The organism is Ralstonia sp. OTU4908 (genome assembly GCF_038440115.1).
Classification (GTDB): Bacteria; Pseudomonadota; Gammaproteobacteria; order Burkholderiales; family Burkholderiaceae; genus Ralstonia; species Ralstonia pickettii.
The window spans coordinates 1-26,768 of sequence record NZ_JASATD010000046.1 but is presented as its reverse complement, the minus strand read 5'-3'; the positions used below and the strand labels follow the sequence as shown (position 1 = coordinate 26,768).

Below are 26,768 nucleotides of genomic sequence, written 5' to 3'. Positions count from 1 at the left end.
CTTCGCCCCTCATCTCCCGGCAAGACCTTATACGGGGCAGCGGGCGCATGTATCGGGCTCATATTGGGTTTCCTGATCGCGCTGGCGCGAAAGATGCGCCGACCTTGAGCGGGGCTTTTGCTTCAGATTGAAGAAATAGTGCAGGCGGATGCTTCCCGGCACCCGCCATCACCCGCTCTGCACCGGTGACATTGATAGCGCTACACCCGCTGGTAGCCGCCGCTCAATTCCTTATGGATCACCTGTGCACACAACCTCTCCTGCGGATCCGCAGTAAATCGGTCGTCAGCATGATTGAAGCATGCCGATTCCACCAACTGGAAGTGTGGGAACGCCGTGAACACTCGACCGTAGTCCAACTTGTACGACGTAATTCCGGCGTGGTGAGCATAGGCCCGCGCTGTCGGCACATCAGGCATGAAGTCGGTAATGCCAATCCAACCTCCGTCACGAAGGCAGCGATCAGCCTCTGCCACCACTCGCGTGATGTGCTCCCGATCAACCAGATACAGGCAGAACCCGAAAAGTATGAAATCGAGAGACTGATCTGGAAAATCGAGCTTGTCGGCAGTGCCAACGCGAAACTCGAGCTCGGGGAATAAGCGCAGCCCTTCTGCAGTCGCATCAGCCGAAGGATCGATACCAACGCCGTGACATCCTGTCGCCTTACAAATGGAGGCAAGATTCACGCCGGAGGAGCTCCCCACCTCCAGAACCCGGTCACCTTGCCCTATATATTTGGTGTATAGAGCTGCTGCGGTACTAAGCGTATCCGCAGAACGGCCATTCGAATAAAATGTGTGGTTACGTTGAAAATAGCGATCGCCTTCACCGCCTGAGAGAAATATCTCGCGCTGCTTCGCCACTGCCATGGACTCTCCTGGGTGCCCCCGCGCTCAAAACATATCGTTGTTCTATAGCATTCGATATGTGCTTGAAGCATTGATGGTACACAACTGGGACGTGGTGCCGCGCCTGAATTCGTAAGCGCCGGGGAAGGACAACCCGCAGCGAGACTCAATCGCCGCATTTGCTACGCGGCGCTTGTGGAATGACCGCTGGCCCAGAATGCGACCACGCCCCGTACTCAGTTGGCGATGAGGCAGTCAAGTTAGGCACCCGGTTCTGCGGACGCTCACGACTACAGGTAGAAAATTCAAAACGCCAAGCGCGCCGCCAAGCGCCGCACAAGGCTCGCGGCTAAGTGAACACGGCGAGAACCGTGCGACAGATGATACGCAGATCAAGGCCGAGCGATCGATTCCGCACATAGTCCACGCAATAGCGCAACTTTGCTGGCATCACCTCTTCGACATACGTTCGCTCTGGGTCCTGGCTGTTGCCCAAGAGAGCGTTCTCATGTCGATACTCGATCGAAGCAAGATCGGTGATCCCCGGCCGAACGCTCAAGACGATTGCTCGCACATCCTCTGGATAAAGTGCGACGTACTTCGGCACCTCGGGCCGTGGCCCCACAAGACTCATATCCCCGACAAAGACATCGATCAACTGCGCGAGCTCATCCAACTTGTACTTGCGCAGGAATGCCCCACTGGAGGTGATACGGCGATCAGCACCGACCGTGATTAGCGGCCCCCGCCCCTCACCTGACACGACCATCGTGCGGAACTTGTGGATGCGAAAGGTACGACCTCCCAGACCTACTCGCTCCTGGCGAAAAAAGACCGGACCAGGCGACTCTCGCTTGATGGCGATCGCAATCACCAGGAACACTGGCGCCAACAGAAGCAGCCCCGCTGCACTCGCAACGAGATCAAAAAGCCGCTTGATCATCATCAGTTGAACGCGCTCCGGACTGCTTGAATGACCCGCTCTACATCCTCATCCTGCATGCGCGTATAAAGCGGCAACGTCAACGTGTTTTCATACACACGCTGGCTAACGGGGAACATGTCTGGCGTCAGTTGGTACGTGTCGCGCCAATAGGGTTGAAGATGCAGCGGGATATAGTGAACGCTGCAACCGATGCCCAGTTTGAACAGGTGATCAATCAGCCCGTCACGCGTACAAGGTGCGCCCTTGGCGAGTTGAATCACGTAAAGGTGCCACGAGTGAATGTCGCCTTTTAGCGCGTGCGGCGGCAGAATCAAAGGCAAGTCAGCCAGTGCTTCGTCATAACGCGCTGCGATGGCGGCACGGCGACGTTGGAAAGCTTCTGCCTTTTTGAGCTGATGAATGCCGATCGCTGAGGCGACGTCGGTCATGTTGTATTTGAAACCTGGTGCCACAATCTCGTAGTACCAACTTGGTTTCGTTGCCACGAAGCGGTCAAATGCATCACGACTGATGCCATGCAAACGCATGATCTTGGCGCGCTTGGCAATTTCCGGATTTCGCGTGACCACCATCCCACCTTCACCGGTCGTGATGGTTTTGTTGGCGTAGAAACTGAACACCGTGGCGTCGGTATCCAAGGTGCCGACCAACCTTCCACCATTGGTCGCAGGCAACGTATGAGCCGCATCTTCGACAACGCGCAAATTGTGCTTCTTGGCGATTGAGATGATCGCGTCCATATCTGCCGCGCGACCGGCGAAATGCACCGGCATGATGGCGCGAGTACGCGGCGTGATAGCCTTTTCAATCGCGGTCACATCGATGCAGAGCGACTCTGCGCTCACGTCGACGAATACCGGATGAGCGCCCAGATATCGGATGACTTCGGCCGTAGCGGTGAAAGTGTGGGTGGTCGTTATTACCTCGTCACCCGGGCCAACGCCAACGGCCTCCAGAGCCAGATGCAAGCCTGCGGTCGCGGAGTTCACCGCGATAGACTCCACTCCGCCTCCAAGGTACTCGGTGAAGTCTGACTCAAACTGCTTGGTTTTCGGTCCTGTGGTCACCCAACCTGAGCGCAGCGTCGCTACAACCTCGGCGATCTCTTCTTCGCCAATCTCTGGCTGCGCGAATGGAAGGAAACTGCTGTTCATAGTAAGACCATCCTTGGGGCTTGAATGCGTGGATAAGAGTCAGCAAACGGGAACCTAAATGCGCGCGGTTCCGACTGCTAGCTAAGCTGCGTTGTCGGACTCCACCACACGCCTTAGCTCGGCCAGCCGCTCCGGATCAAAATAGGTGTGGTCGATCTCACCGCTTCGAACAAATTCGAGGTCGTATTTCTCGGTGGTACCGACAATTTTTCCCGGGTTACCAAGCACGACGGAGTGATCTGGAATCTCCCCGCGAACGACACTACCGGCGCCAATCACGCACCCTTTGCCTATCTTTGTGCCGGGCAGGATGATCGCGCCGCTCCCTACAAAAGTAAAGGCGCCGATCACGACCGGATCTCGAATGAAACCAGTACGCTGCGGCGTTGGTGTAGAGATGAACTGCCTACCCAACAACCGTATCGATACATGACTGCTATGCGATAGCACAGCGTTCAACGAGCTGATCTGCACACCCTCCCCGATCTCTACACCACCGCTGGCATCGATCAGGCAATGAGGCCCGATCCAACAATGGTCCCCGATGGTCAGTTCGCGCTCACAAAGAATCTTGGCACTGGAACTCACGCGCGTGAAGCGAAGAAACCTCCCGTCGCGACGGGAAAAATATCCGTACACCATGAACGGGCGCAGCAACGCGCCAACCACATTCAGCACCGCCGAAATCGCGTAGCCGGCAGGAGACAGATAGAGCCTGCGGAACATGATTTCTCCTTAGCGAAGACTTTCGGCGAAGCGAACGAACGCGTCGTGCTGCAGATACTGATCAAATCGCGGGGCGAGTTCCGCGGCATTCGACTTGCAAGCATCAAGCAGCGCGCGGTCTGTAACGAGTGCCTCGACAGCCTGGGCCAGGGAGTCCGCGTCGCCTGGCGCGTACTGCCGTCCAAGCTGCTTGCCTGCGATCAGACGCTGAATCTCACGCTCAAGGGAATTGACTGTGGCGATCCCTGCCGCCAAGTAGTCATAGAACTTGATCGGCATGGACACCGTTGAATGCGCGAGATATGTGCTCAGACCGATATCACAATACTTGTACATCAGGTTGAGATCGTCCGGATCCAAGCGCCCTAGATAGACCACATTACCGCCAGGCTGAGCACAGGCGGATTCGAGCATAGCGCGCTGTGGGCCATCGCCCGCAAAGAGAAATTTGACCGGCTTGCCACGCAGACGCTCCGACCTCGCCGCCTTCAGGATTGACTCCATATCGTAGCCCGCACCCAGCGTGCCAGCATAGATCACCCAGACCTCACTAGGTGCCTTTTCCGCAAGGCCCAGCTTGCGCAGCACCCCACCGTTCTCCTGGGCCATTGCCGCACGCATCTTGGCGACGTCCACCCCCCAGTATGAGACTGCGGAAGGCGTCGAAGGAGCCGCATGCACGCCAATATCACGATAGTCCTCTGACACACCAACAATCCCATCGCACGCGTTCAAGATCGATGCACGCCTCATGTACAACGGCGCCAGCAGCAGGCGCTCAAAGGGTCTGAGAGGCTTGGGAAGGACCATGGCGAAGACCTCTGGCCAGATATCAATGATATCGGCCACCAGCTTGGCGCCAATGTTGCGCGCCATCTCAACAATCGCCTTTCCGTAGAAGATCGAGGGCTCGGCTAGCACCACCAAATCTGCCTTGTCCCGCGGATTTGCCCGCACACGCGCAGCTACGTTCTTTGCAAAATTCCGCTCACTGCGGATGCGCGCCATCGACACATGGCTGGTGTACGGCGTTGTCGGCACGATCCGAACATTAACGCCGGTTTCGAGCTGTTGCTCACAATAGTCGACGCACCGAAACTTCTTGGAGCGGTGCTCAAAATTCGACAGCCACCATGTCACCTCGTGCCCGGCGCGCGCAAAGGCTTCCGCCAACATGGCGCTACGGTATTCACGCCAAGCTTCTCCAGGCAGGCTGCCGTACGGGTTGACGATCCAGACTTTCATTTGATAGCTTTCGCGATTAGATAGATAAAACAGAATTGAATTATAACGAATGGAAACATCATTACATCGGCCACGAACAAAATAGGACTTGCCAACAAGGTGCACAGGCAACTAGCCAACATTCCATAAGAGAGGACCGATGGAGAACCTAAGCACCACCTCCGAACCAGTGCTGTCAGCAACCCTAGCGTAACACCCGCCAGTACCAACAAAAACCACCCCCCTTGAAGATAAAGGGCGCCTGGGAGAGATGGGAAAGCACCTGCCAAAAACCAGTCCGTATCAATTGGTCCAATCAAGTGCAGTTTTTCCGCCAAACTAGCCGCAATAACAAAAATCACGGTCGACGTGTTTCTATCGGGCCCAAAATCAACAATTGCGACTGTGGTAGCAAAGCTATGAACGAAATACGAGACAGCCATCACCAGCAAATTCAAAACCGCCACAAAATCCTGATGCGAATCAAGGCTATCAAACCAATCACTCGACCTCAATCCGAGATCTGTTAATACACTTCTAGAGTACTCTGCAACAGAAATCCCGGTCGCATCAGCACGCTGTACTATTACAAAAAGAAAATAAACAGCTCCTAAAAACAACAAAGCTAATGTCAGCCAAAATGATCGAGAAGAACCAGCGCGCTGACTTCTTTCTTCCCCTTCAACCCCGAGCAGACGCGTTGCAACGAAAAACAACAACGTAAGAATCAAAGTTGAACGCCCTCCCGTTAGCACTGTATTAGCAAGCGCCAAAATCGCTGCGGCGATGCCGCAAGCGTACGCATGCCAACGAGCCACGAACTCGGTCCGCGAAAAAAGTACAACCGCGACGATATAACATGAGCCTAGCAAGTACCCGACAACACTAGCCGCCGACGACACCTCATCGCCACGCGCCGCTCCAGCTTCTCGCCATTGCTCTCGGGCATACGCGAGACCAGCAGAATAGTCGATGCCCTGCACGACAATCTTGTCAAAGGCAAGCGCTAAGGTACCCAGCAAAGATAGGCCCAAGGCGATAACCACGATAGCGCTGCTCAGCCGCCACCCGGTACCCATCGACGGCGGCGTTTTGTGCAGCAAAAATTCGACTGAAACGTAGCCAATCGCCACAACGAGCACGAAGATGATCTGCACCAGAAATCCGACTAGGACGGCATCCCCAATCGGACGCACGGGCAGAACCAGTAGCAGCAGCCAGTAAAAACCCCAGGCAATTAGAAAACTCTTCAGGATACGCAAGGTGAACTCTTAGAACGGCTACTGCGCCTGCGACGTGAAACGCATAGACCGAATTTTGGCCGGAACACCGGCGGCAACTGTGCCAGCCGGCAAATCTTTGGTTACAACAGCGTTCGCACCAACTACGCACCCCTTACCGATCGTCACTCCTGGCATGATGACCACATTCACTCCGATCCAACAGTCGTCCCCAATCTCGATTGGCCGATCGCCGAAACCCGTAGGCCGTGCAGCTAGCGGTAATGCGGAGTACTTGGCCTCCTGCTCGCGAATCGGCAGTTCTGGCCAGGCCGCAAAAATATGCGACCCCGAAGAGATGAAAACATTGGGAGCAAAGATACAACCGCGACCAATCGAGATCGTGCCGTTCAGCGAACAGCGCCGCTGAATCGTTGTACCTTCGCCGATGGTGATGAGCCCCTCCGATTCAATCTCCACACCGTGCGACAGCCACGTGTCGTTAGCCATCTCAAGCCTGCCGTCGCCCGAAAGATTAATAATCACATCCTTGGAGATGCTCGTACCACGCCCAAGCTTGACATGTGAAAGTGATGCCATAAACATGGCCCTTGGATCAACTCGCACGCCACGACAAAGGAAATAGATGGTCACCCACCAGCGCCACAGAAAGCTCTTTTTATAGAGTCTGCCAATCATTTCACTTTTCCCCAACCCGCACTGCGACAAGACCAAAACAGAAAGACAACGCAGACAGCGCCAACGTAAGAATCGACAATCGCATGAGCAAAGGCATTTCCGAGTAAAGTCCAGTCACGCCCCATACGACTAGTGTTGCCAACAAGACGCTGAGCTGGCATGCAAAGAGCACGCGCGTTCTTCCGGAAATCACAAAATAGTTTGCCCAGAAATCAGAGGCACGGAACGCAGAGGCCGCCAAAAACAAGGGCATGTAATTCAATACGTCCGAGTACTGGGGAAAATACGTCTCCGTGCCCCAGCGAATAATGAAGTAACCGGGCAAAGCAAGTAGGCCAAGTGCGGCCAAGAGGCCAAGCGACGTCTTGGTGGTACGCACCCTTACCACGTTCCTCCCGCTGTGATAAATCTGTGCAGCGAGACTGGGGAAAAGGTTGGCATTCACGGTCACTTGGAACGTCGACGCCATCGACAGCAACGTCCAAGCAAAGGCGAATTGGGCAAAGACGTGCTTTTCCAGCGCATCGGCAGCCATCCAGCGATCAGTGTTCTGCATGAGGAACGCCAGAACAACACTGACAAAAAGCGCCCCGGCTGCACGCCACTCTGCGTGCCGGAGGTGACGCAAGGCGAGCTTGGGCAACCCCCAAGAGGCGCGTCCGTAGCGTGTGCCCGCGCGCACTGTGGCAATACCCACCATGGCGAGCGTCGCGAGAATCTCCGCAATCAGGATCGCCTCGGCGCTACCCCACTTGCCGGCACCCAACACGCCAGCCAGCAAGATTACGCAACTGCGTGCGAACAACGTCGCGGAAAACTCTGACTGCAGAAGGCGGCTCTTACTCTCCGTAGAGATGATGCCGAAAAACTGATTAGATAAGCCGTGCACTGCGGCCAACGCCAGCAACGCGCCCGCTCCTCCTGCAAGCGACAAACCTGTCGCGCTGTAGCCCAACAGCGGGACCGCACACAGCACGGTTACGAGCGCCACCTCACACATCATGACCATGCCACGCGTAAATCGCCTCGCCGCAAACAGGCAGGGCAAGTCCCGCTGCATCAGCAGAAACAGCCCCAAGGCGTTGACCATGGACAGCGATGCTGAAACAAGCAGCCCAACGCTCAGTGCGCCGAATGCTGGAACGGGCAGCAACTTGGCATAGGCCAGCATCCGGCCCATCATCAGCACGGCAGCCAAACCGTTCAGGCACATCGTGCCTAGGTTTCTCTTATAGCTCATGAATTGTCGCGCGCGTGCGCGCTGACACTACGAATGTCGTCGTGTATCGACTCGGATTGTGCAACGGCGGGAGCGCGAATGAATCAGCGCAGCAAGCTCAAGTCTTGCTGGCGACGACGATCATGCATGACGCCATAGTCGAACATGGCGAACTGGAGTTGCAACAGCAATCTAGGATGCCGGACGGGCGTGCGCCCCTTGTGAATGCATAGCGTGTTCTCGGCAAAACCTGTCCCAGCCTGTCCGCAAATCTCCCTGATGGCAACGGGATCATAGGTCTGCTCGATCTCCGCATCGGCGTAGCGGCGGATCTTCATTCCGTCGAGACGCCGAGTCAGCGGAGGCCGGCGATGCGACCCCGCCACGGCCACGTGCGCACCGTCGCCGGGTTCAACGTCGGTCAGATAGAAGAAAAATTTGAAGAAGCGGAAGCAATCCACATCCCGATGATAAAGATGGGCGTGCTTGAAACGGTCTTCCTCTCGCGCCTTGACAGGAAAGGTCCACCAAAGATTCGCGCCAACAAACGCGGGGACCGAACCGATGTAGCGCGCCGCGATCCATTCCAGCAAGGGATCATGCCGCAACGCGTGGATCGTTGAGCAATGCTGGAGCGTGTTGAAATACTGCGCCACCAGAATCGGCTTGCCCAACGCGCGCTCAGCAAGCTCTCGCTGATCTGCATAGAAACCATGGGCAGGCTCCCGATCTGCAAAGCACGGAGCGCCTTCTGCGTACTGCCGAATCTGGGCCACCATCTCTGCAGGGATCTTCAGCCCGAAGGCCAAGCCGTCGGAATCCAGCGTCTGAACAAAACGCTCCCGGTCGATGCCGTGGAAAACACTCTCGCCCAGACGCTCTTGCCGCTCTGCAAGGTAGCGCCGCAATCCGGGCCCGTGCGCGACGCCCCTGGCTCGACTGACTGCTTCGCGCGCAAAACGAAACCGCGCGGGTACACGCATTAATGTGTACCCAGGCTGTTCCATCAAACTTTTCGTCAAGACACGAATTCGGCTGATCATTCGCCACGCTCCAAAGGGCTGTTTCCTGCCTGATTACCTATCGCCAATCGCCATGCGCTCGCGAACGGCGTCCAGATAGCGGAATACGCCGCGACGATGCACGGAACGGTAGGTATGGGGAATGGGCTTCGTTGTTTCGCTCAGCTCAGCCCAGCGCCGATCATGCAGCAACTGGAGGACGCGATCCTCCTCAGTGCAATCCGACGCGAAAGTGGTGTCGTCTGCTTCGATATGGCGCGTCTCCAGCAAGCGCTCCAGCCGACTCCCGTCAGGTTCAGGATTGTACGCATACTGCGTGGTCGTCCTGGCGCGCACGTCGCCGACGTACTGATTGAAGCGGAAATTGAACGCGTATGCGAAACGCAAAACCAGCCGAGCGATCTCATCCGGAGTTTGCCGCCCTATCAAAGATAGATTGTCGACATCATCCGGCCCGTACAGCTGTACCTGGAAACCCGCCGTCTGGTAAATCGATGTGCCCAGCGCGATCACTTGCTTGCCAAGCGCGCCGGCCTCAAACGCAGCACTGCCTCCGTTGACGACCACCGCGTCCGCTTGCGCAATCAAGCTGAGCGTGCTTGCACGTTCCTTACTACCGATGACATGGACGCCGCGGCGCAGCGCCCATTCTGTGTACATCTTCTCTGCTAGGCCACCGTCTCTCAGTCCGATCTTCTCCCCCCAGTTTGGATGGCAACGAAGAATGCAACTGGCCGGGTCCAACTTCAGATGATCAAAGAGAAAATCCAGCGCGGCAATCTGGTTTGGCCATTTTGTGCGCCAGTCCGGATGGCCGTCGAATTCATTCAGGCTGCTCGGCGTGATCAACAGCTTCAACCCGTTACTCTGGGCAGGCCATGCCAAGCTCTCCGCATTGAGGTTGTACGCACGCCACTCGAGCGTGTTGGTACGCATGAACCGGGCTGCCAGCAGAGAAGCAACGGCGCGCGCCTGCCCCTCAGTCAGCGGCTTGTCCTTGTACTCGGCAACAACGCGACCCACCTCGTCGAGCGCCAGGCAGTTCTGATCCGGTATCAGCATCAAGCCGTCACCAAACCACGTGCGCTCCACGGAGACAAATGGAATGCCTTTTGCCTTGGCTGCCTCCAGCAACGCACGGGGCCCTTCCATCCGGCCGTTGAAACAGACAATCCCATCCAAACGACGGTCCTCGATCCAACGACAGGCAGCGGCAAAAGCCTCCGCCGAGCCCGTAGCAAGCCGCTGATGCAATGAATGGAACTCCGCCGTCTGCTTATCAGATTGGCTTTCGGTACGCAGGATGGTGCATGCACCTGAAAAACCCCACTGCTGAGCTGACTCAGCCGCAGCAGCAGCTCCAGCCGGATCCCGATATCGACGCATGGAATCAACGCGGGATACAAATGAGCGAATTCCGCCCATAGTGCATTTTATGCACTCCTTGGCAGGATTGGATTCATTACGCAACTCGCGGGTATAGCAGGCAGACACCGCGCTATCACAGCTGAGATAAAAAATCTCATGTCCCCGCGCTTTCATCATCGTCGAGAGAAAGTACACGTGTTCAACGTGCGGGCGATAGGCGTAAATTGTGGCGAAACCGAGGCGCATACAGAAGCAGTTGTGGATACAGTCAAGTCAGAGGCGGCAAGGGAAAGTACCGCGCTCAGGCGAGCAGTTCCCACGCCAAGGGGGTTCCACGGCAGACATCCAGTTTTACGGCACGTCCGAGTACCTGATCGAGATGCCGCGGCGCAAGGCCAAAACCTGGGCGAATCGCCCGCACGCTGGTTGCGTCCAGCAACTCCCCCGCCTTAAGATCGCGGGTGATGTAAAGCGAGCGTCGAAACACGAGCGACTTTTGCTCTGCCTCCGTTGCGCCGTAGCTAACCGCCCCCAACCCCTGCCAAGCACGCCGCGTCTCCGTGACGAGCGACTTGAATTCACCCGGCTCAAGCGAGAACGTTGAATCCACACCGCCATCGGCGCGATTCAGCGTGAAGTGCTTTTCAATCACCGTCGCCCCCATCGCCACGCTGGCAACAGATACGCCGACACCCATAGTGTGATCCGACAGACCCACTTCACATCCGAACAATTCACGCATGTGGGGGATGGTACGGATGTTCGTATTCTCGGGCGAGGCCGGATAGGTACTGGTGCATTTCAGCAGGATCAGATCCTTGCAGCCCGCCTCGCGTGCAGCGCGAACGCTCAGGTCCAATTCCGCAACACTTGCCATGCCGATCGAGATAATCATCGGCTTACCGGTCTGGGCAACCTTGCGGATCAGAGGGATATCCGTGTTCTCGAACGAAGCAATCTTGTACACGGCGGAATCGAGACTCTCGAGAAAATCCACCGCCGTGTTGTCGAAAGGCGTGCTGAACGGAATCATGCCGTGCCCGCGCGCCCTTTCAAAAATTGCTGCATGCCACTCCCAGGGGGTGTGAGCCTCGTCATAGAGTTCGTAAAGAGACTTTCCCTTCCATAAACTCTTTGGGTCTGAGATAAAAAACTCGCGCTCGCGGATATCCAGTGTCATGGTATCCGCTGTGTAAGTCTGGATTTTCAACGCATGTGCACCTGACGCGGCTGCGGCATCAACAATTTCCAGTGCGCGACCCAGCGACTGGTTGTGATTACCGGACATTTCCGCGATCAGAAACGGCTCGTGTTCGCGGCCGACCAAGCGACCACCAATATTGATCGTCATGTCAATGTTCCTTCGGGTGAAAAACACAGCGCACGTAGTGCGAGCCGGTCACTCTCCCATTGCTTATGGAATTTGGCGAAGCAGATGATGTCCTCGCGCTTGCCGTGTTTGATGTAGTGCTCCACCAAATGGCCTTCCTCCTTGAATCCGAGCTTGCGATGCAAGCCAATCGAACCTCGGTTGAACGCAAATGCCTCGGAGGAAAGCTTGTACATACGAAGCGTATCGAATGCATACGCCAGAGACAGGTAGCCGAGTGCTGAGCCCGTCCCCTTTGGCAACCCTTCTACTCCGAGGTAGAAACCCCAGGTACAACGTTGATGCTCACGGTTGATACCAGTAAATGCGCTGAATCCGACAGGCGTCCCGCGTAGCGCGAAGACCATGAACGATGCGTTCGGATGTCCTTGCGCAGACGCGAACCAACGATCGTGTTCCTCCGGCGTTATCAAATGATCGGTATACATGTTGCGACGCACGGGCTCGCTGTTACGCCACGCTAACAGGCTGCTCTTGTCGCTCGGCTCAACGGGACGAAGCTCACAATCCTCGAATCTATGCATACAGCGCTATTCGCAGATGAGGTCGGCTGCAATCGGACCACGGCGGCTCGCCAGAGCCTCCACGCGGTGAGACATGGCCGCACGCCCTGCGGGGTCTTCGATCATTGCGTGGACCGCCCTCGCCACCGCATGCGGAGTGACCGTCTCGACGTCGCCCAGGTTAACGATATAGCCAGCCTGAGCCAAATCGTGTGCAGACTTCCGTTGATTGTCAGCCAACACAATGGTGATCGTCGGCAGGCCCAGGAAACAGCGCTCCCACGTGGCGGAACCACATGCCCCGATCGCCAAATCGGCGCTAGCCATCAATTCGGCCATGTTGTCGATCTGTACATGCAGATGCACATTCGGAGTCACGTCACACAAGGCGCGCACCTGCTCGAGATGAGGCGCAGCGGCCCCAAGCACAACATCGATCGCAATGCCTGCACTGGCCGCTTCATTGAGCCCACGCAGCGCCGTCGCAGTTGCATTGTCGCGGTCCACCCCTCCCATGAACAAAAGGATGCGCTTTACTGCTCCCTGCTCTCGGTGAGGACGACTGACCGCAGCAAACTCGGCACGCAGCAAAGCGTAGCTGGGGCCCAGCAAGCACCTGCAGTGCGCCGGCACCAGTCCTTCGTACCGCGTCTCCATGTCGCAATAGAAGTTTTGATCTAAGAGAAGATCGCAATCATGACGGCGGTCAGCTAAATCGTCGATAGCCATGATACGCGGCACGTAGGACCGCATTGCCCGCTCCCAGCGCCAATCGATCGCGTAGTGGTCGACCACCAGCCAGTCGGCAGCCCATCCCTGCACTGCTGCAGCAGTCTGCGCAAGGTCTTCCTCCATGGACACGCCCAGCCATGCGCTGTGAGCGAGGTCGCCCAAGAGCGCATCGGAGATTGTTGGCGCAGGCAACACAACGCAGGTGTAGCCGCGTTGCTCCAGCAAAGCACGGGCTCCACCTTGATGCGCTCGGCTGATAAACAAGACTTCCGCGCCGCGCGCGCGCAGCTCGTCAGCCAGCGTTAGGCAACGCACCGCATGGCCTGAGCCGATCTGAACCGATGCGTCAGCTCGGATCGCAACCTTCATAGCGTTAGCGCACCTTGAACAGCGGCTCAAGCGGCGCGCACTTCAACATCTGCTCAAGCCCGCCGTCGCGCACCGACTGCACAAGCATTGGCAGCGTGTGATCGTACGCGGCAAAAAGCTTGGCAATATCGGCATCGGAATGACAGTAGCCCATGTTGTGGGTACCAAAGGTAAGGATGCCCTGTGCCAGCATCTCCTGCATGAACAGCGTTTTCAGATGCCACATCGGATAACGTTGTGTGTCCTTGATCAGCAGGAAACTCCAAGCCGGATGCCCTGAAACGGAAAGGAAATCATCTGCGCCCAGCGCCGCAATGCGCTGACGCAGACCGTCAATCACAACCTGCCCTTGGCGTGCCAGGGCGGCCGTGACCGGGTCGCGCTCCAGCTTCCTCATCGTCGCAAGCGCCGCCGCCAACGACAGCGTCTCGCCACCAAAGGTGAACGAGAAAAAGATTTCCTCCATCAACTGCATCACATCAGCTCGACCGGCAACCGCTGAGACGGGATAGCCGTTGGCAAGCCCTTTACCAAAGGTCGCAAGATCGGGAGTGACGCCGAATAATTGTTGGGCGCCGCCGTTGGCGTAGCGGAAGCCGGTGATCGTCTCGTCAAACACCAGCAATGCACCGTGCTTATGGGTAAGCTCTTTGACTGCCTGCAGGAAACCCGGGGCAGGTTCGACGACATTCATCGGCTCAAGGATTACCGCAGCAACCTGACCGGGGTGTGCTTTGAAAATCGCATCGAGACTTTCGATGTTGTTGTATGCCCAGGTGTGCGACAGATCGCGTGTCGCCTGCGGCACACCACGATTGCGTGCTGTCGTACCGATGTACCAGTCTTGCCAGCCGTGATAGCCGCACACAGCAACATGATCGCGGCCGGTAAACGCGCGCGCAACACGAACTGCGCCGGCGGTGGCATCGGAACCATTCTTTCCGAATCGGACCATCTCGGCGCAAGGCACCATCGACACCAGTTGCTCCGCCACCTCCATTTCAAGCCTGTGCGGCAATGAAAAGATGATGCCGTCCTCAAGCTGCGCTTTCACAGCCGCGTCGACATCTGGGTCGCAGTATCCAAGCGTCAGCGCACACAAACCGCTAATCATGTCGACATACTCGTTGCCATCGACGTCCCAGACGTGGCTGCCGCGGCCACGCTCGATGAAGTACGGCGACACGCCAAACGGATATTGCGTGCGACTCTTGCTGAACGTCTGCGAGCCCAGCGGAATGGTCCGCAATGCGCGCTCAAGCAGTGCTTCAGACTGTTGGTATCGCTGCGACATGATATTTATACCTTTCGAGGTTGTTGCTCGTCTTGTACAAGAGATTTCAGATAGCCTGCATTGCGTAGCTGGCCTGCGTTGATTTCCATCAACTCTGGCCGTTGTGCCAGCAATTGCAGGACATCGGCCATAGCGAAAGTCGGGTTGTCGTGATACAGGGCGTCGTAGACGGCCTCAACAAACGTCAGATCAGCAGGCTCGTCGACGGTCCAGCGAAGTGCCGAAAGGTCTTTCTCATAGGTGAGTCCTCCCAAGCGAAAACGCTCGGGATGCTGATAAATGAACGATGTGACGTGCTCCCGCTGCGAGGGTAACGTCACCTCATGGGCGATGCTTTCCAGCACGCTGAAGCGAAACACCTCCACATCCAAACCGTCTGGATAGGTGGGCTGTAGGACGTTACTCGCGTAGTCGTAGTCACCATCGCGATAGAAATCGATCACAGCATCGATCACTTCGGGATCGGTCAACGGGCAGTCTGCGGTCAGTCGCACCACATGTTGGGGGCACGCATCCCTCACGGCGGAGTAAAAACGATCCAGCACATCGTCAAGACTACCGCGGAAAACCTCCACGCCGGCGCCTTCACAGCACACTGCCAACGGGTCATCCGACGGACGATCACTGGTGACCACCATCAACCGATCAATGTTGCGCACACGTCGCAGACGCTCAATCTGGCGCAGGATCATCGGCTCGCCGAGCAGTGGCTTCAGAACTTTGCCCGGTAGTCGAGTGGAACTCGTGCGCGCCTGAAGTAAAGCGATCACCGTCATCAAGACTCTCCTTTCAGTGCGGGCCAGTTTGACGGCGTCACAGCGGCCGACGGCGCCATATCGCACGCAGAAAAATCCAGCGCAGCGTGATCAGCGCTACGCGCCCAAGCGCCGGCTATTTCCTCAAGCTGTACTTGGGTCAGCACACCCACCACGACCTGATCGATCACGTGTTGCTGCCGAAGGAATGCAAGACTGCCTTCGAGCCGGCTCAGCCCAGCTTCTCTGCAAATCGACTGGAAACGATCAAAGCCGGGAGAAAGGGCCTGCAAGAAAGTGGGCAACTCTGCAGACAGCAATACGCCTTGCAAGAACGCCGACCGCGTATGAATCTCCACCCCTCGTTCCTTGAGCCTTTGCAGCTCGCCAGAGCGGACAAAGGACTGGTCAAGGACATTCAGCGGAAGTTGCATCACGTCGATGCTGAAGCGCCGCGTTGCGGCGATGGCCTCTTCGACACTGTAGACTGACACCCCCACGCGCTCGACCAAGCCCGCAGCCTTGAGTTCTTGCAAAGCACCATACAACGCTTGACCGGATCCACCGAGAAGATCTGCCGCATGATGCACCAGCAGCCCATCGAGGCGTTGGACTCTCAAATTGCTCAGGGATGTATACACCCTCTGCACTACTTGCTGCACCCAGTCGGCATCCGCCACCGCCCCGCCCTTTGGCAAGGTTTTGGTGATAAGCCGGAAGGCGTGTGCAACGTCTCCGCAGCACCCAAGCACGGCTTCACTCTGGCCATAGGCTGCGGCGGTATCCAGCACGTCCACACCCAACCCTCGGGCGCGCTGCAAGATGCGTATGACCTCATCCTGCGCAACCTGCCCGGTGGAATTCGTGATGCCGTAGGGTAGGCCAAACTGCACCGTTCCCAGGGCCAGTTTCATGTGAGTATCTCGCGCAACGTGTTGGCAACGAACTCTTGCTGCTGGTCGGTCAAGCCAGGGAACATCGGCAGACTGATAGCACCTGCATAATAAGCCTCAGCCCTAGGGAAATCCCCTCGCTTGAAGCCAAGTTCGCGATAGTACGGCTGTGTATGTACCGGAATGTAGTGCACGTTGACATGGATACCAGCTGCGCGCAGGGCATCGAATACCGCCTTGCGCCGCGCGGCATCGTTCAAAACGATCGGATACAGATGCAAGCCAGACAAGCCATCCGGATGCTGGAATGGCACAACCAACTCCATCCCCGCGAGCAGCTCATCATACTGACGAGCCAGTTGGTGTCTGCGTGCAACAAAGGCATCGAGGCGAGTCATCTGGCTGACACCCAGCGCCGCCTGCATGTCGGTCATGCGGTAGTTGTACCCAAGCGTGACCTGCTGGTAGTACCAGGCGCCATCCGACGGCTCCGTCATTTCAGCCTGCTCACGCGTAATACCGTGCGAGCGCGCTTTGCGCATCGCCTGCGCCAGATCGTCCCGATTGGTCACGCACAACCCACCCTCGGCCGTCGTGATGACTTTGACAGGGTGGAAGCTGAATACGGTGATGTCAGCATAGTCGCCACAGCCAATTGGCTTGCCCAGGTAACGGCCACCAATCGCGTGCGAAGCGTCCTCAATAACGGCGAAACCGTACGTCTCAGCCAACGCACGGACCGCTCGCATGTCGCAGGACTGTCCGGCAAAGGCGACCGGAATTACAACCTTGGGGAGAGCGTCGCATGCGGCTGCAGCCTTGAGTTTGGCCTCCAGCGACACGGCGCACATGTTGTAAGTGCGGCTATCGATATCAACAAAATCGACATCTGCGCCGCAATAGCGAGCGCAGTTGGCCGATGCAACGAACGTATTCGGTGTTGTCCAAACAGCATCGCCCGGCCCGACACCCAACGCCATGCAGGCGACGTGGAGCGCCGATGTCGCGCTGTTAACGGCGACGGCATGCGCAGCACCCACATAGGAGGCAACGGCGGCCTCGAATGCCGGAACCGCCGGACCCTGCGTTAGGAAATCGGACTTGAGGACAGCAACTACCGCCTCGATATCGTCCGCCGAAATGTCCTGCCGGCCGTAGGGGATCATGCCATCGCCTTGGCGTTGAAATCGCGAATTTCCTGCGGTGTCAGGAAATGCGGGTTGTTACCGGAATTGTATTCAAACCCTTGCGCGACACTTGTCCCTGTTTCGCCCAATGCATTGAGGGTGTAGTCGATGTCGGAATGATGGAACTTAATGGTCGGACGCAGCACGTAGTGGTCAGAAAACTCGAGCGTCAGATGTGAGTCGTCGGCCGGGCACATGATTTCGTGCAGCTTCTCACCAGGACGAATTCCGATCACCCGCGTTGCCACACCGGGCGCCATCGCTTCGGCAAGGTCGGTAATGCGGATCGACGGAATCTTCGGCACAAAGATCTCACCACCATGCATGCGCTCGAAGTTCTTCAGCACGAAATCGACACCATCCTGCAGGCTGATCCAGAAGCGAGTCATATCGGCATGAGTGATCGGCAACTCCGCTTCACCCTTGGCCAGCAGTTGCTCGAAGAAAGGCACGACAGAACCGCGTGAACCGACCACGTTGCCATATCGCACAACGGCGAACGAAGTCTGGTTCGCGCCCACCATGTTGTTGGCCGCCACGAACAGCTTGTCGGACGCGAGCTTGGTTGCGCCGTAGAGATTGATAGGGTTGGCTGCCTTGTCAGTAGACAGCGCAATCACCTTATGAACATTGTTGGCGATCGCCGCGTTGATGACGTTCTCAGCACCGTGAATGTTGGTCTTAATGCACTCGAGTGGGTTGTATTCCGCAGCAGGCACTTGTTTGAGCGCAGCAGCATGAATGACGTAGTCGATCCCGCGCATGGCTTGCGCCAGACGCTCGCCATCGCGAACATCGCCAATGAAATAGCGCATCGGCCCGGCGTTGATCTCTTGTTGCATCTCGAACTGCTTAAGCTCATCACGCGAATAAATGACCAGGCGTTTGGGCTTGTAGCGACTCAGAATCGTACGAGCGTATTTCTTGCCAAAAGAGCCGGTGCCGCCCGTGATCAGAATGGACTTATTGTTGAACATTGCGAATCTCTCTGAAATCTGAACTGGGGCTGCTTATACAAAGCGCTTAAAGTACTCAACCGTCTTGGCAAGGCCATCTCGGAACTGTACCGATGGATTCCAGCCAATGGTCGCTTCCGCCAAGCGCGTGTCCGGGCGGCGCTGAACCGGGTCGTCGGACGGCAGCGGCTTGAATACGATCTTTGAACTGGAATTCGTGAGTTCAATCACATGCGTTGCCAGTTCAATCATGGTCATCTCATGCGGATTGCCCAGATTCATTGGGCCGGTGAACTCCTTGGGGGTGTCCATCAGTGCAACGATCCCACCGATGAGATCGTCTACAAAGCAGAAGGAACGCGTCTGCTTGCCATCACCAAACACAGTAATGGATTCGCCACGCAAGGCCTGCATTATGAAGTTTGAAACCACACGCCCGTCGTTCTGGTGCATCCGAGGACCGTAGGTGTTGAAGATCCGGGCAACCTTGATCTCCAATCCGTGCTGGCGGTTATAGTCGAAGAACAAGGTTTCAGCACAGCGCTTGCCCTCGTCATAGCACGAACGCATGCCGATCGGATTGACGTTACCCCAATAGGTTTCAGGCTGGGGATGCACAACCGGATCCCCGTACACTTCGCTGGTGGAAGCCTGGAAAATCTTCGCGCCAAGCCGCTTTGCCAAGCCCAGCATGTTTATCGCACCATGCACAGATGTCTTGGTCGTCTGGACCGGATCGTGTTGGTAGTGGATGGGAGATGCCGGACAGGCCAGGTTGTAAATCTGGTCCACTTCCACGTAGAGCGGGAAGGTCACGTCATGACGCACGAACTCGAAGTGTGGATGGCCCAGAAGGTGCTCGATGTTCTGTTTTGCACCGGTGAAGAGGTTATCCACACACAGCACTTCATGACCTTGCTCGATCAAGCGATCACAGAGGTGGGACCCCAAAAACCCGGCGCCGCCGGTCACCAAGATACGCTGGCGAGAATTGTAGTTACGCATGTTCTATGTGGACTTTAGGAGCGACCAATACCGAAGTATTCAAACCCTTGCGTCTTCATCGACGCGGGATCGAATAAGTTGCGGCCGTCGAAAATAACAGGATGCTTCATTTCGCTGCGCATCACCTCAAAATCTGGGCTACGGAACGCCTTCCATTCAGTGACGATAACCAAGGCATCCACGCCGTCCAAGGCTGATTCAGGTTGATCGACAAAATGTAGACGCTGCAGCGACTCCGGTTGGCTCGCGAGATCTTGTTTCAGCACCCGACGCGCTTCTTCCATGGCCACCGGATCATGAGCAAGCACCGAGGCACCGCGAGCAAGCAGTTCTTGAATGACAACGCGGCTCGGCGCTTCGCGCATATCGTCCGTTTCCGGCTTGAAGGCCAAACCCCAGACAGCAAATCGCTGGCCGGAGAGGTCACTGCCAAAGCGGGCCAAAATCTTGTCGACCAACACGCGCTTTTGTGCCTGATTCACTTTCTCAACAGCGTCGAGCACGTGCATCGATCGACCATACTGGGAAGCGGTCTTGGCGAGGGCTTGCACATCCTTTGGGAAGCAAGAGCCACCATATCCAATACCCGCATACAAGAAGCTGTACCCAATGCGGGGGTCGGATCCGATGCCTTGACGTACCAGTTCGATATCTGCTCCGACACAGTCGGCCAGATTCGCCAGTTCGTTCATAAAACTGATGCGCGTCGCCAGCATGGCGTTGGCTGCATACTTGGTGAACTCCGCCGAACGTACGTCCATGAAGTACATGCGCTCATGGTTTCGGTTAAACGGCGCGTACAGCGTTCGCATCATCTCCTTGGCCCGATCGCCAACCGCGCCAGCAGGTACGCCCACCACAATCCGGTCAGGACGCATAAAGTCTTCGACTGCCGCACCTTCCTTGAGGAACTCAGGGTTGGAGACCACAGCGTAATCAGCATGCTGCACCTGTCGCTTGGCAAGCTCCTCGGCAACGACGGCCTTCACCCGGTCTGCCGTTCCGACCGGGACCGTCGATTTGTCGACGATAACTTTGAAGCCTTCCATGTGCCGACCAATGCTCCTCGCGGCCTCAAGCACGTATCGCAAATCGGCCGAGCCGTCTTCGTCGGGCGGTGTCCCGACCGCGATGAACTGGATGTCGCCATGCGCTACGCTGGCCGCCACATCCGTAGAAAATTTCAGCCGGCCCGCTGCGCGATTTCGGTCGATCAACGCCTGCAGACCGGGTTCGTAGATCGGCACACCACCGCTGTTTAGCAGATCAATTTTCTGTGAGTCGACATCCAAGCAAAAAACGTTGTTGCCCAACTCGGCGAGACATGTCCCTGTCACCAACCCAACGTAGCCAGTCCCAATGATAGTAATTCTCATTTACAAGCCAATATCCGTGTACATAGCCAGCAACGGGAGCAGCACGCCCAACTTCGATGCCGCAACCGCGCATTCCATTAGTGTTTTGTTGCCACATCACTTCTGACGCCACGCAATACAATGGGCTTCCGATCATCAGTCGGGTGCCGAGGCTCATGACTCATTGGATTGCTGCAGCCCGCCCCCGCAGAAAGCAGGTCAGGCAGGAGGATGGGGAGAGGAATGCGAATGCAAAAGTATGACGCGCGGTTGAGCGCACTTCCCGCGCTCAACCGCCTGCCAAGTCGGACATTTTGCCATAATTTCTTAGCTCTTTCGTCCGCGATGACCCATGCAGAGGGCGGTGCTCAGTACAGGTGGTCTTTGATATCGTGGTCTGGGCGGAACCCCGATACGCACTCCAGAAGAATATTCCGAATTGTTTCGTAGTCATTGGCATTGCAGGCGTGTATCAGCCGCGTCATGCACTCGTCGAGCACTTCGTGGTTGAGGCACGACTCGTCCGCCTTCATGATGAGCGGATGATCAGTGCCACTTACGGCGTCTCCGATCAACAGTTCTTCGTAAAGTTTTTCCCCAGGACGCAGCCCGGTGAACTGGATTTCGATATCTCCAGCGGGGTTGGCACCATCACGAACCTGGAACCCGCTCAAGTGGATCATGCGGCGCGCCAGATCGACAATCTTGACCGGCTGCCCCATGTCCAGGACAAAGACCTCACCCTCCCCACCCATTGCTCCAGCCTGAATCACCAATTGCGCAGCCTCGGGTATCGTCATGAAGTAGCGCGTGATGTCCTGATGCGTCACGGTGACGGGGCCGCCTGCGGCGATCTGCTTCCTGAACAGTGGCACAACGGAACCACTGGAGCCGAGTACGTTACCAAAGCGAACGATGCTGAAACGAGTGTTGGCGCAATCCTGGGCCAATGCTTGCAAGCAAAGCTCGGCCATTCGTTTGCTTGCGCCCATGACGTTGGTCGGCCGCACCGCCTTATCCGTTGAGATCAGTACGAACGATTCAACGTTGGCACGCATTGCCGCCTCCGCCGCTACCCGCGTGCCCACAGTGTTATTCAATATGCCTTCGGTCATATTGAACTCAACGATCGGCACATGCTTGTATGCAGCCGCGTGATAAATGGTCTGCACGTTGTACTTGGACATGATGCTGAACAACCTGTCGCCGTTCAGCACTGAACCCAGCACCGGCACCAATTCGATCGCAAGACCCTGGGCAGCAATGATTTGCTTCAGTTCATACTCGATGCTGTAGAGAAAGAACTCTGATTGCTCATACAACACCACTTGCACGGGCTCGTTCTTGATGATCTGGCGACACAACTCCGATCCGATCGACCCTCCCGCTCCAGTCACCATCACGCACTTGCCTGCGATGCTCTGACGTAGCAGGTCACGGCGTGGGGCCACCACCTCGCGCCCCAACAATTCGTCGATCTCGACCTCGCGCACATCGGCAAGATGCACCTCGCCGGACACCAGGTCTGCCATACCTGGCACAACCCGAACCTCCACCGCCAACGGCTCGAGCGCGTTCACGATTTCAATACGACGCCCGCGCGACGCGGAGGGTATGGCCAGCAGTACCTGGCTGACGCCAAGGTCCTTGATCAAAGCCGGGAGCTGTTCAGCTTGGTGGACTGATATCCCCCCAATGTTGAGCTTCACTTTGGCAGGGTCGTCATCCACAAAACCAATCGGGTCATAGTCGGGGCCGGCACGCAGCGCCACCGCAAGTTGCCGGCCTGCTTCACCGGCACCGTAGATGATGACCTTCTGTCGTTGGCGATGGAATCCGGGCAACATGCGAAACGCTGCACGCGCAAAGAACCGACTGCAAACGATATAGAAAATTGCTAGCAACCAGTAAATTAGCAGCGCTCCTCGGGGCACATTGGACAGACCGAGGAAATAGATGAGCGAACCGAAGATGGTGATCGAGATCGACACCGCGGCGATGATCGTCAGGATCGCTCGATCTTCCATATACCGCACCACGGATCGATAAAGCCCCATGCGGATGAAGACTGGAATCGCAACCGCCGACGCGATGAAGTAAACGCCAATTGGGTATTGAGAACCCACCGCCCAGTGGTCTGTACGCAGGCCTACCGCCGACCAAAGGGACAGTGGCAGCAACAAAAAGTCGAGCGCCAGCATGAGCAGAATCTTCTTCTGGCGCGACATCTCGGAAATCTTCTGGAGGTACATCTTGAATTTGTTGTTTGCACGTAGTGGGCGGCACGAACGCGAGTGAGCGCGTGTACGCGAGTGGCCAGCTTCGCCGTCGTTCACGGGAAGACCTCGGCGTTCTCCAGTAGCGACGCGGCTGCATCCTTTGCAGACACGATGACTTCTCCCTGGATCGGCCACGCGATGCCCAGTTGCGGATCATTCCACGCGATTGCGCGTTCGTACTCCGGATGCCAGTAGTCCGTGGTCTTGTAAAGCAAATCGGCCTGCTCGGAAGTGACGACGAAGCCGTGCGCAAAACCCTCGGGAATCCATAGCTGCCGCTTGTTCTCGGCGGAGAGGATAGCACCGACCCAACGGCCAAAATTCGGGGATTTTTTGCGAATATCCACCGCCACGTCGAAAACCTCTCCAGCTGTCACACGCACGAGCTTGCCTTGCGGTTGCCTCACCTGATAGTGCAAGCCCCGCAGTACGTTTCTGAGCGACCGTGAATGGTTGTCCTGCACAAAGGCGTGCGACGAGCCAGTTGCCGCCTCAAAATCCTTGGCGTTGAAGCTCTCATGGAAGAAGCCTCTTTGATCTTCAAAGACCTTTGGCTCAAGGATCAATACTTCAGGGAAAGCTGTAGGAATAACTGTCGGTCCCATTACGATAACGTCAGGGAAAAATTTGTTCGAGTAAGCACTGAATCCCCTCTTGCCAATTCGGCAAATGGACGCCAAAGGTCTCACGGAGCTTGCTCGTATCCAGACAAGAATTGGCAGGCCTCGAGGCCCGCGAGTGCCATTTGACGGCTGGAATCGCTTCAATGCCAGCCACAGCCGCCTTCAGGTCCACACAACGTCCGGCAGCGTAGCGCAGTACCTCACTCGCGTAGCCATGCCAAGTCGTTTGACCAGCCGCGGCGAGGTGGTAGACGCCTGGCATCAACGCGTCGCGCTCACCATAGACCCAGTGTCGCGCGACGATCTGCGCGGTGACATCGGCAATCAGCGATGCTGAGGTTGGCGCACCAAGCTGATCCGCAATCACCCGCAAATGCTTGCGCTCACGTGCCTGGCGCAAGATGGCTTTGACAAAATTGTCACCGTGGGCACCCGCAACCCAGCTTGTCCGCAGCACAAGCGCATTGGCCCCACTGGCAGCGATCGCACGCTCGCCCTCCAGCTTTGTTCGACCGTACACGGATTGCGGATTCGGGACGTCCGTTTCCAGATAGGGGCAATCTTTCGCTCCATCGAACACATAGTCACTGGAGTAATGGACCAAAAGTCCACCATTTGTCCGAACCATCTCAGCCAGTACACCCGGAGCGACGCCATTGACGGCAAGCGCGGCGTCGGGTTCCGTTTCGGCATTGTCGACGGCCGTATACGCGGCCGCATTGATCACCACGTCGGGCTGAAAAGCTCGCACTGCCTGGCGCAATTGATCTGGCTGGGTGAGATCGCAGTCTGCGCGACCAAGCGCAACAACTCGCCCGAGTGGCGCAAGGCTGCGCCGCAACTCGAAGCCGACCTGGCCGTTTTTTCCGATGAGGAGGATGACGGGAAGGGGAGACACCTTATGCACCATACTGCTTGGTCATCCAGTGTCGATATTCGCCAGACATGACGCTCTGCACCCAGGCTTGGTTGTCCAAGTACCATTGCACAGTCTTACGCAGACCGCTCTCGAATGTCTGCGAAGACACCCACCCGAGTTCACTCTGCAATTTGTGCGCGTCGACTGCATAACGACGGTCATGACCGGGCCGGTCGGCGACAAAAGTCACTTGATCGCGGTACGAGCCGCTGGTTTTCGGTACAAGTACATCAAGCGAATCACACAGGGTGTACACCACATCGAGGTTGGTCCTTTCGTTCCAACCACCAACGTTGTAAGCCTCGCCCACGCGACCACGCGCAAGTACTGATCGCAAGGCCGAACAACAGTCACCCACGTAGAGCCAGTCGCGCACATGAAGGCCATCGCCATACAACGGCAGCGGCTTACCGGCCAGCGCGTTGACGATCATCAGCGGAATCAGCTTCTCAGGGAATTGATACGGACCGTAATTGTTGGAACAGTGGGTGGTTACGATCGGCAATCCATAAGTGTGATAGTACGCCCGAGCCAGATGATCGGAAGCTGCCTTGGTCGCAGAGTACGGACTGTTTGGAGCATGTGGCGCAGCCTCCGAAACCGGTAACTCGCCCTCCGCAAGCGAGCCGAAGACCTCATCGGTGGAAACGTGCACAAAGCGGAACGCCGCTCGGGCTGTCGCATCAAGCGTCCCCCAGTAGTTACGGGCACTTTCCAACAACGTGAATGTGCCCACCACGTTGGTCTGAACAAAATCAGCGGGTGCTCGGACCGAGCGGTCAACATGGCTTTCAGCCGCAAAATGCACCACGGCACGAGGCCTGTAATCAACAAACATGCGATCGAGCGCCGCGCGGTCACAAATATCTGCCTGCGAAAAGATGTGCCTCGGGTCGCCTTGCAGCGAAGCCAGCGATTTCAGGTTGCCCGCATAGGTGAGCTTGTCGACGTTGATAACGGCATCGGCATGATCATCGCGCAACCAGTCCAAAACGAAATTCGCCCCGATAAAACCTGCGCCCCCGGTGACGACAATGTACGACAACGAATGCTCCCGCCCGAGGACCGAGTCCTAGGCGCTCTCTGGCCTCAGGCGCTCAAAATCCGTAGGAAATATGAGTGTGGGGAATCCCCCCTGTGAAGTAGCGGTATTCTATCTGATCAGATGATCGCCCTCGGCCATCATCCTCATACTGACGATATCTTCCGGGCCATGTCTCCCCCTCACGCCATCGGCGACCTCCAAGGCTGCTGCTCCCCACTCCAGACCCTGCTGGCCGCCCTCCCCCCCAACGCCCCGCTGCGCTTCGTCGGCGACCTCATCAACCGCGGCCCCGAGTCGCTGGCCACGCTGCGCCAAGTCATCGCACTTTGCGAGACCGGCCGTGCACGCACCGTCCTGGGCAACCACGACATCCACCTATTGGCCGTAGCTGCGGGAGTGCGCAAACCCGGCAAGCGCGACACGCTCGGCGACATCCTCTCCGCGCCCGATAGCGACCAGCTCATCACATGGCTGCGTCACCAGCCGCTGGCCATCTTCGAAAACGGTTTCCTGATGGTGCACGCCGGCGTTCTGCCGCAGTGGACGACTGGCGACGTACTGGAGCTGGCCGGTGCGGTGGAGCGCGAACTGCGCAGCCCGCATTGGAAAGCCTTCCTGGCCGATGCGTTTGGCAACCATCCAGACAAGTGGAGCAATGATCTCGTCGGCATGGACCGCCTGCGTCTGACCATCAACGCCCTGACGCGCCTACGCTTCTGCAAGCCAGACGGCACGATGGAGTTCGACACGACGGATGCCGATGGCGCTCCGGACGGCCACATGCCGTGGTTCGACGTGCCGGGCCGCCGCACGCGCGGCACGCCGATCGTGTTCGGGCATTGGTCCACACGCGGGCTGGTGATGCGCGACGATGTGATGGGCTTGGATACCGGCTGCGTGTGGGGAGGCAAGCTTACGGCTGCCAAGCTGTCGCTCGCGCCGGCCGGACGTGACGTGATCCAGGTGGATTGCGAGCAGGCGCAGGACCCGCTCGCGCACAAAAAGAAATGGTAATTCCCACCCAAACCGGACCA

At 57.1% G+C, this 26,768-nt stretch carries 25 protein-coding genes; 1 reads left to right on the top strand and 24 read right to left on the bottom strand.

What is annotated here, in order from left to right; all coding sequences use genetic code 11:
* Positions 1–200: 200 nt before the first annotated feature.
* From AAHM38_RS22790 to rfbB, 24 genes are all read right to left on the bottom strand, one after another.
* Positions 201–872, bottom strand: a complete 672-nt coding sequence (locus AAHM38_RS22790; protein WP_012761359.1) for a class I SAM-dependent methyltransferase — start codon at positions 870–872, stop codon at positions 201–203.
* 328 nt (positions 873–1,200) lie between these two features.
* Positions 1,201–1,794: a sugar transferase gene (locus AAHM38_RS22785; protein ID WP_041668446.1), complete on the bottom strand. Its 594-nt coding sequence runs from the start codon at positions 1,792–1,794 to the stop codon at positions 1,201–1,203.
* 2 nt (positions 1,795–1,796) lie between these two features.
* A complete protein-coding gene (locus AAHM38_RS22780) occupies positions 1,797–2,951 on the bottom strand; it encodes a DegT/DnrJ/EryC1/StrS family aminotransferase (RefSeq protein WP_116577072.1) in 1,155 nt (384 codons plus the stop codon).
* 81 nt (positions 2,952–3,032) lie between these two features.
* Positions 3,033–3,677 carry an acyltransferase gene (locus AAHM38_RS22775; RefSeq protein WP_012761356.1) on the bottom strand — a complete coding sequence of 215 codons (645 nt, stop codon included), beginning with the start codon at positions 3,675–3,677 and terminating at the stop codon, positions 3,033–3,035.
* Positions 3,678–3,686: 9 nt separating this feature from the next.
* Complete coding sequence (locus AAHM38_RS22770) at positions 3,687–4,922, bottom strand: glycosyltransferase family 4 protein (protein WP_012761355.1); 1,236 nt, start codon at positions 4,920–4,922, stop codon at positions 3,687–3,689.
* Entirely contained in the window at positions 4,919–6,163 is a 1,245-nt protein-coding gene (locus AAHM38_RS22765) for a hypothetical protein (RefSeq protein ID WP_116577073.1), read from the bottom strand. Before AAHM38_RS22765 ends, AAHM38_RS22770 begins: the two co-directional genes overlap by 4 nt.
* Before the next feature lie 18 nt (positions 6,164–6,181).
* A complete protein-coding gene (locus AAHM38_RS22760; RefSeq protein ID WP_116577074.1) occupies positions 6,182–6,820 on the bottom strand; it encodes an acyltransferase in 639 nt (212 codons plus the stop codon).
* Position 6,821: 1 nt separating this feature from the next.
* Positions 6,822–8,060 carry a hypothetical protein gene (locus AAHM38_RS22755; RefSeq protein ID WP_116577075.1) on the bottom strand — a complete coding sequence of 413 codons (1,239 nt, stop codon included), beginning with the start codon at positions 8,058–8,060 and terminating at the stop codon, positions 6,822–6,824.
* An 83-nt stretch (positions 8,061–8,143) separates the two neighbouring features.
* On the bottom strand, positions 8,144–9,082 hold the full coding sequence (locus AAHM38_RS22750) for a hypothetical protein (protein ID WP_024973400.1): 939 nt from the start codon (positions 9,080–9,082) through the stop codon (positions 8,144–8,146).
* A gap of 33 nt (positions 9,083–9,115) precedes the next feature.
* Positions 9,116–10,675 carry a hypothetical protein gene (locus tag AAHM38_RS22745; RefSeq protein WP_257019915.1) on the bottom strand — a complete coding sequence of 520 codons (1,560 nt, stop codon included), beginning with the start codon at positions 10,673–10,675 and terminating at the stop codon, positions 9,116–9,118.
* A 55-nt stretch (positions 10,676–10,730) separates the two neighbouring features.
* The gene (gene pseI / locus AAHM38_RS22740) at positions 10,731–11,780 is read right to left on the bottom strand and encodes a pseudaminic acid synthase (RefSeq protein WP_012761348.1); all 1,050 of its coding nucleotides are present in this window, start codon (positions 11,778–11,780) and stop codon (positions 10,731–10,733) included.
* A complete protein-coding gene (pseH, locus tag AAHM38_RS22735) occupies positions 11,777–12,343 on the bottom strand; it encodes a UDP-4-amino-4,6-dideoxy-N-acetyl-beta-L-altrosamine N-acetyltransferase (protein WP_012761347.1) in 567 nt (188 codons plus the stop codon). Before pseH ends, pseI begins: the two co-directional genes overlap by 4 nt.
* Positions 12,344–12,349: 6 nt before the next feature.
* The gene (gene pseG / locus AAHM38_RS22730; RefSeq protein ID WP_012761346.1) at positions 12,350–13,423 is read right to left on the bottom strand and encodes a UDP-2,4-diacetamido-2,4,6-trideoxy-beta-L-altropyranose hydrolase; all 1,074 of its coding nucleotides are present in this window, start codon (positions 13,421–13,423) and stop codon (positions 12,350–12,352) included.
* Between the two features lie 4 nt (positions 13,424–13,427).
* Positions 13,428–14,717 (bottom strand): aminotransferase class III-fold pyridoxal phosphate-dependent enzyme, encoded by a 1,290-nt coding sequence (locus AAHM38_RS22725; RefSeq protein WP_012761345.1) that lies wholly within the window; start codon positions 14,715–14,717, stop codon positions 13,428–13,430.
* A gap of 5 nt (positions 14,718–14,722) precedes the next feature.
* Positions 14,723–15,493 (bottom strand): cytidylyltransferase domain-containing protein, encoded by a 771-nt coding sequence (locus AAHM38_RS22720; protein ID WP_116577077.1) that lies wholly within the window; start codon positions 15,491–15,493, stop codon positions 14,723–14,725.
* Positions 15,493–16,386: an aldo/keto reductase gene (locus tag AAHM38_RS22715; RefSeq protein WP_012761343.1), complete on the bottom strand. Its 894-nt coding sequence runs from the start codon at positions 16,384–16,386 to the stop codon at positions 15,493–15,495. The genes AAHM38_RS22720 and AAHM38_RS22715 overlap by 1 nt, the downstream gene beginning before the upstream one ends.
* Positions 16,383–17,531, bottom strand: coding sequence for a UDP-4-amino-4,6-dideoxy-N-acetyl-beta-L-altrosamine transaminase (gene pseC / locus AAHM38_RS22710; protein WP_012761342.1), 1,149 nt, complete (start codon positions 17,529–17,531; stop codon positions 16,383–16,385). The genes AAHM38_RS22715 and pseC overlap by 4 nt, the downstream gene beginning before the upstream one ends.
* The gene (pseB, locus tag AAHM38_RS22705) at positions 17,528–18,529 is read right to left on the bottom strand and encodes a UDP-N-acetylglucosamine 4,6-dehydratase (inverting) (protein ID WP_012761341.1); all 1,002 of its coding nucleotides are present in this window, start codon (positions 18,527–18,529) and stop codon (positions 17,528–17,530) included. The genes pseC and pseB overlap by 4 nt, the downstream gene beginning before the upstream one ends.
* A gap of 33 nt (positions 18,530–18,562) precedes the next feature.
* Complete coding sequence (locus AAHM38_RS22700; protein ID WP_012761340.1) at positions 18,563–19,513, bottom strand: UDP-glucuronic acid decarboxylase family protein; 951 nt, start codon at positions 19,511–19,513, stop codon at positions 18,563–18,565.
* Positions 19,514–19,527: 14 nt separating this feature from the next.
* Positions 19,528–20,889: a UDP-glucose dehydrogenase family protein gene (locus AAHM38_RS22695; protein ID WP_012761339.1), complete on the bottom strand. Its 1,362-nt coding sequence runs from the start codon at positions 20,887–20,889 to the stop codon at positions 19,528–19,530.
* A 347-nt stretch (positions 20,890–21,236) separates the two neighbouring features.
* On the bottom strand, positions 21,237–23,120 hold the full coding sequence (locus AAHM38_RS22690) for a polysaccharide biosynthesis protein (protein WP_012761338.1): 1,884 nt from the start codon (positions 23,118–23,120) through the stop codon (positions 21,237–21,239).
* A gap of 80 nt (positions 23,121–23,200) precedes the next feature.
* A complete protein-coding gene (rfbC, locus tag AAHM38_RS22685; protein WP_012761337.1) occupies positions 23,201–23,752 on the bottom strand; it encodes a dTDP-4-dehydrorhamnose 3,5-epimerase in 552 nt (183 codons plus the stop codon).
* A 10-nt stretch (positions 23,753–23,762) separates the two neighbouring features.
* Entirely contained in the window at positions 23,763–24,680 is a 918-nt protein-coding gene (rfbD, locus tag AAHM38_RS22680; protein ID WP_012761336.1) for a dTDP-4-dehydrorhamnose reductase, read from the bottom strand.
* Positions 24,670–25,734, bottom strand: a complete 1,065-nt coding sequence (gene rfbB / locus AAHM38_RS22675; RefSeq protein WP_012761335.1) for a dTDP-glucose 4,6-dehydratase — start codon at positions 25,732–25,734, stop codon at positions 24,670–24,672. Before rfbB ends, rfbD begins: the two co-directional genes overlap by 11 nt.
* 168 nt (positions 25,735–25,902) lie before the next feature.
* On the opposite strand from rfbB, the gene AAHM38_RS22670 reads away from it, so the two are divergent.
* Complete coding sequence (locus AAHM38_RS22670; RefSeq protein WP_116577078.1) at positions 25,903–26,748, top strand: symmetrical bis(5'-nucleosyl)-tetraphosphatase; 846 nt, start codon at positions 25,903–25,905, stop codon at positions 26,746–26,748.
* The last annotated feature ends 20 nt before the right edge of the window (positions 26,749–26,768 follow it).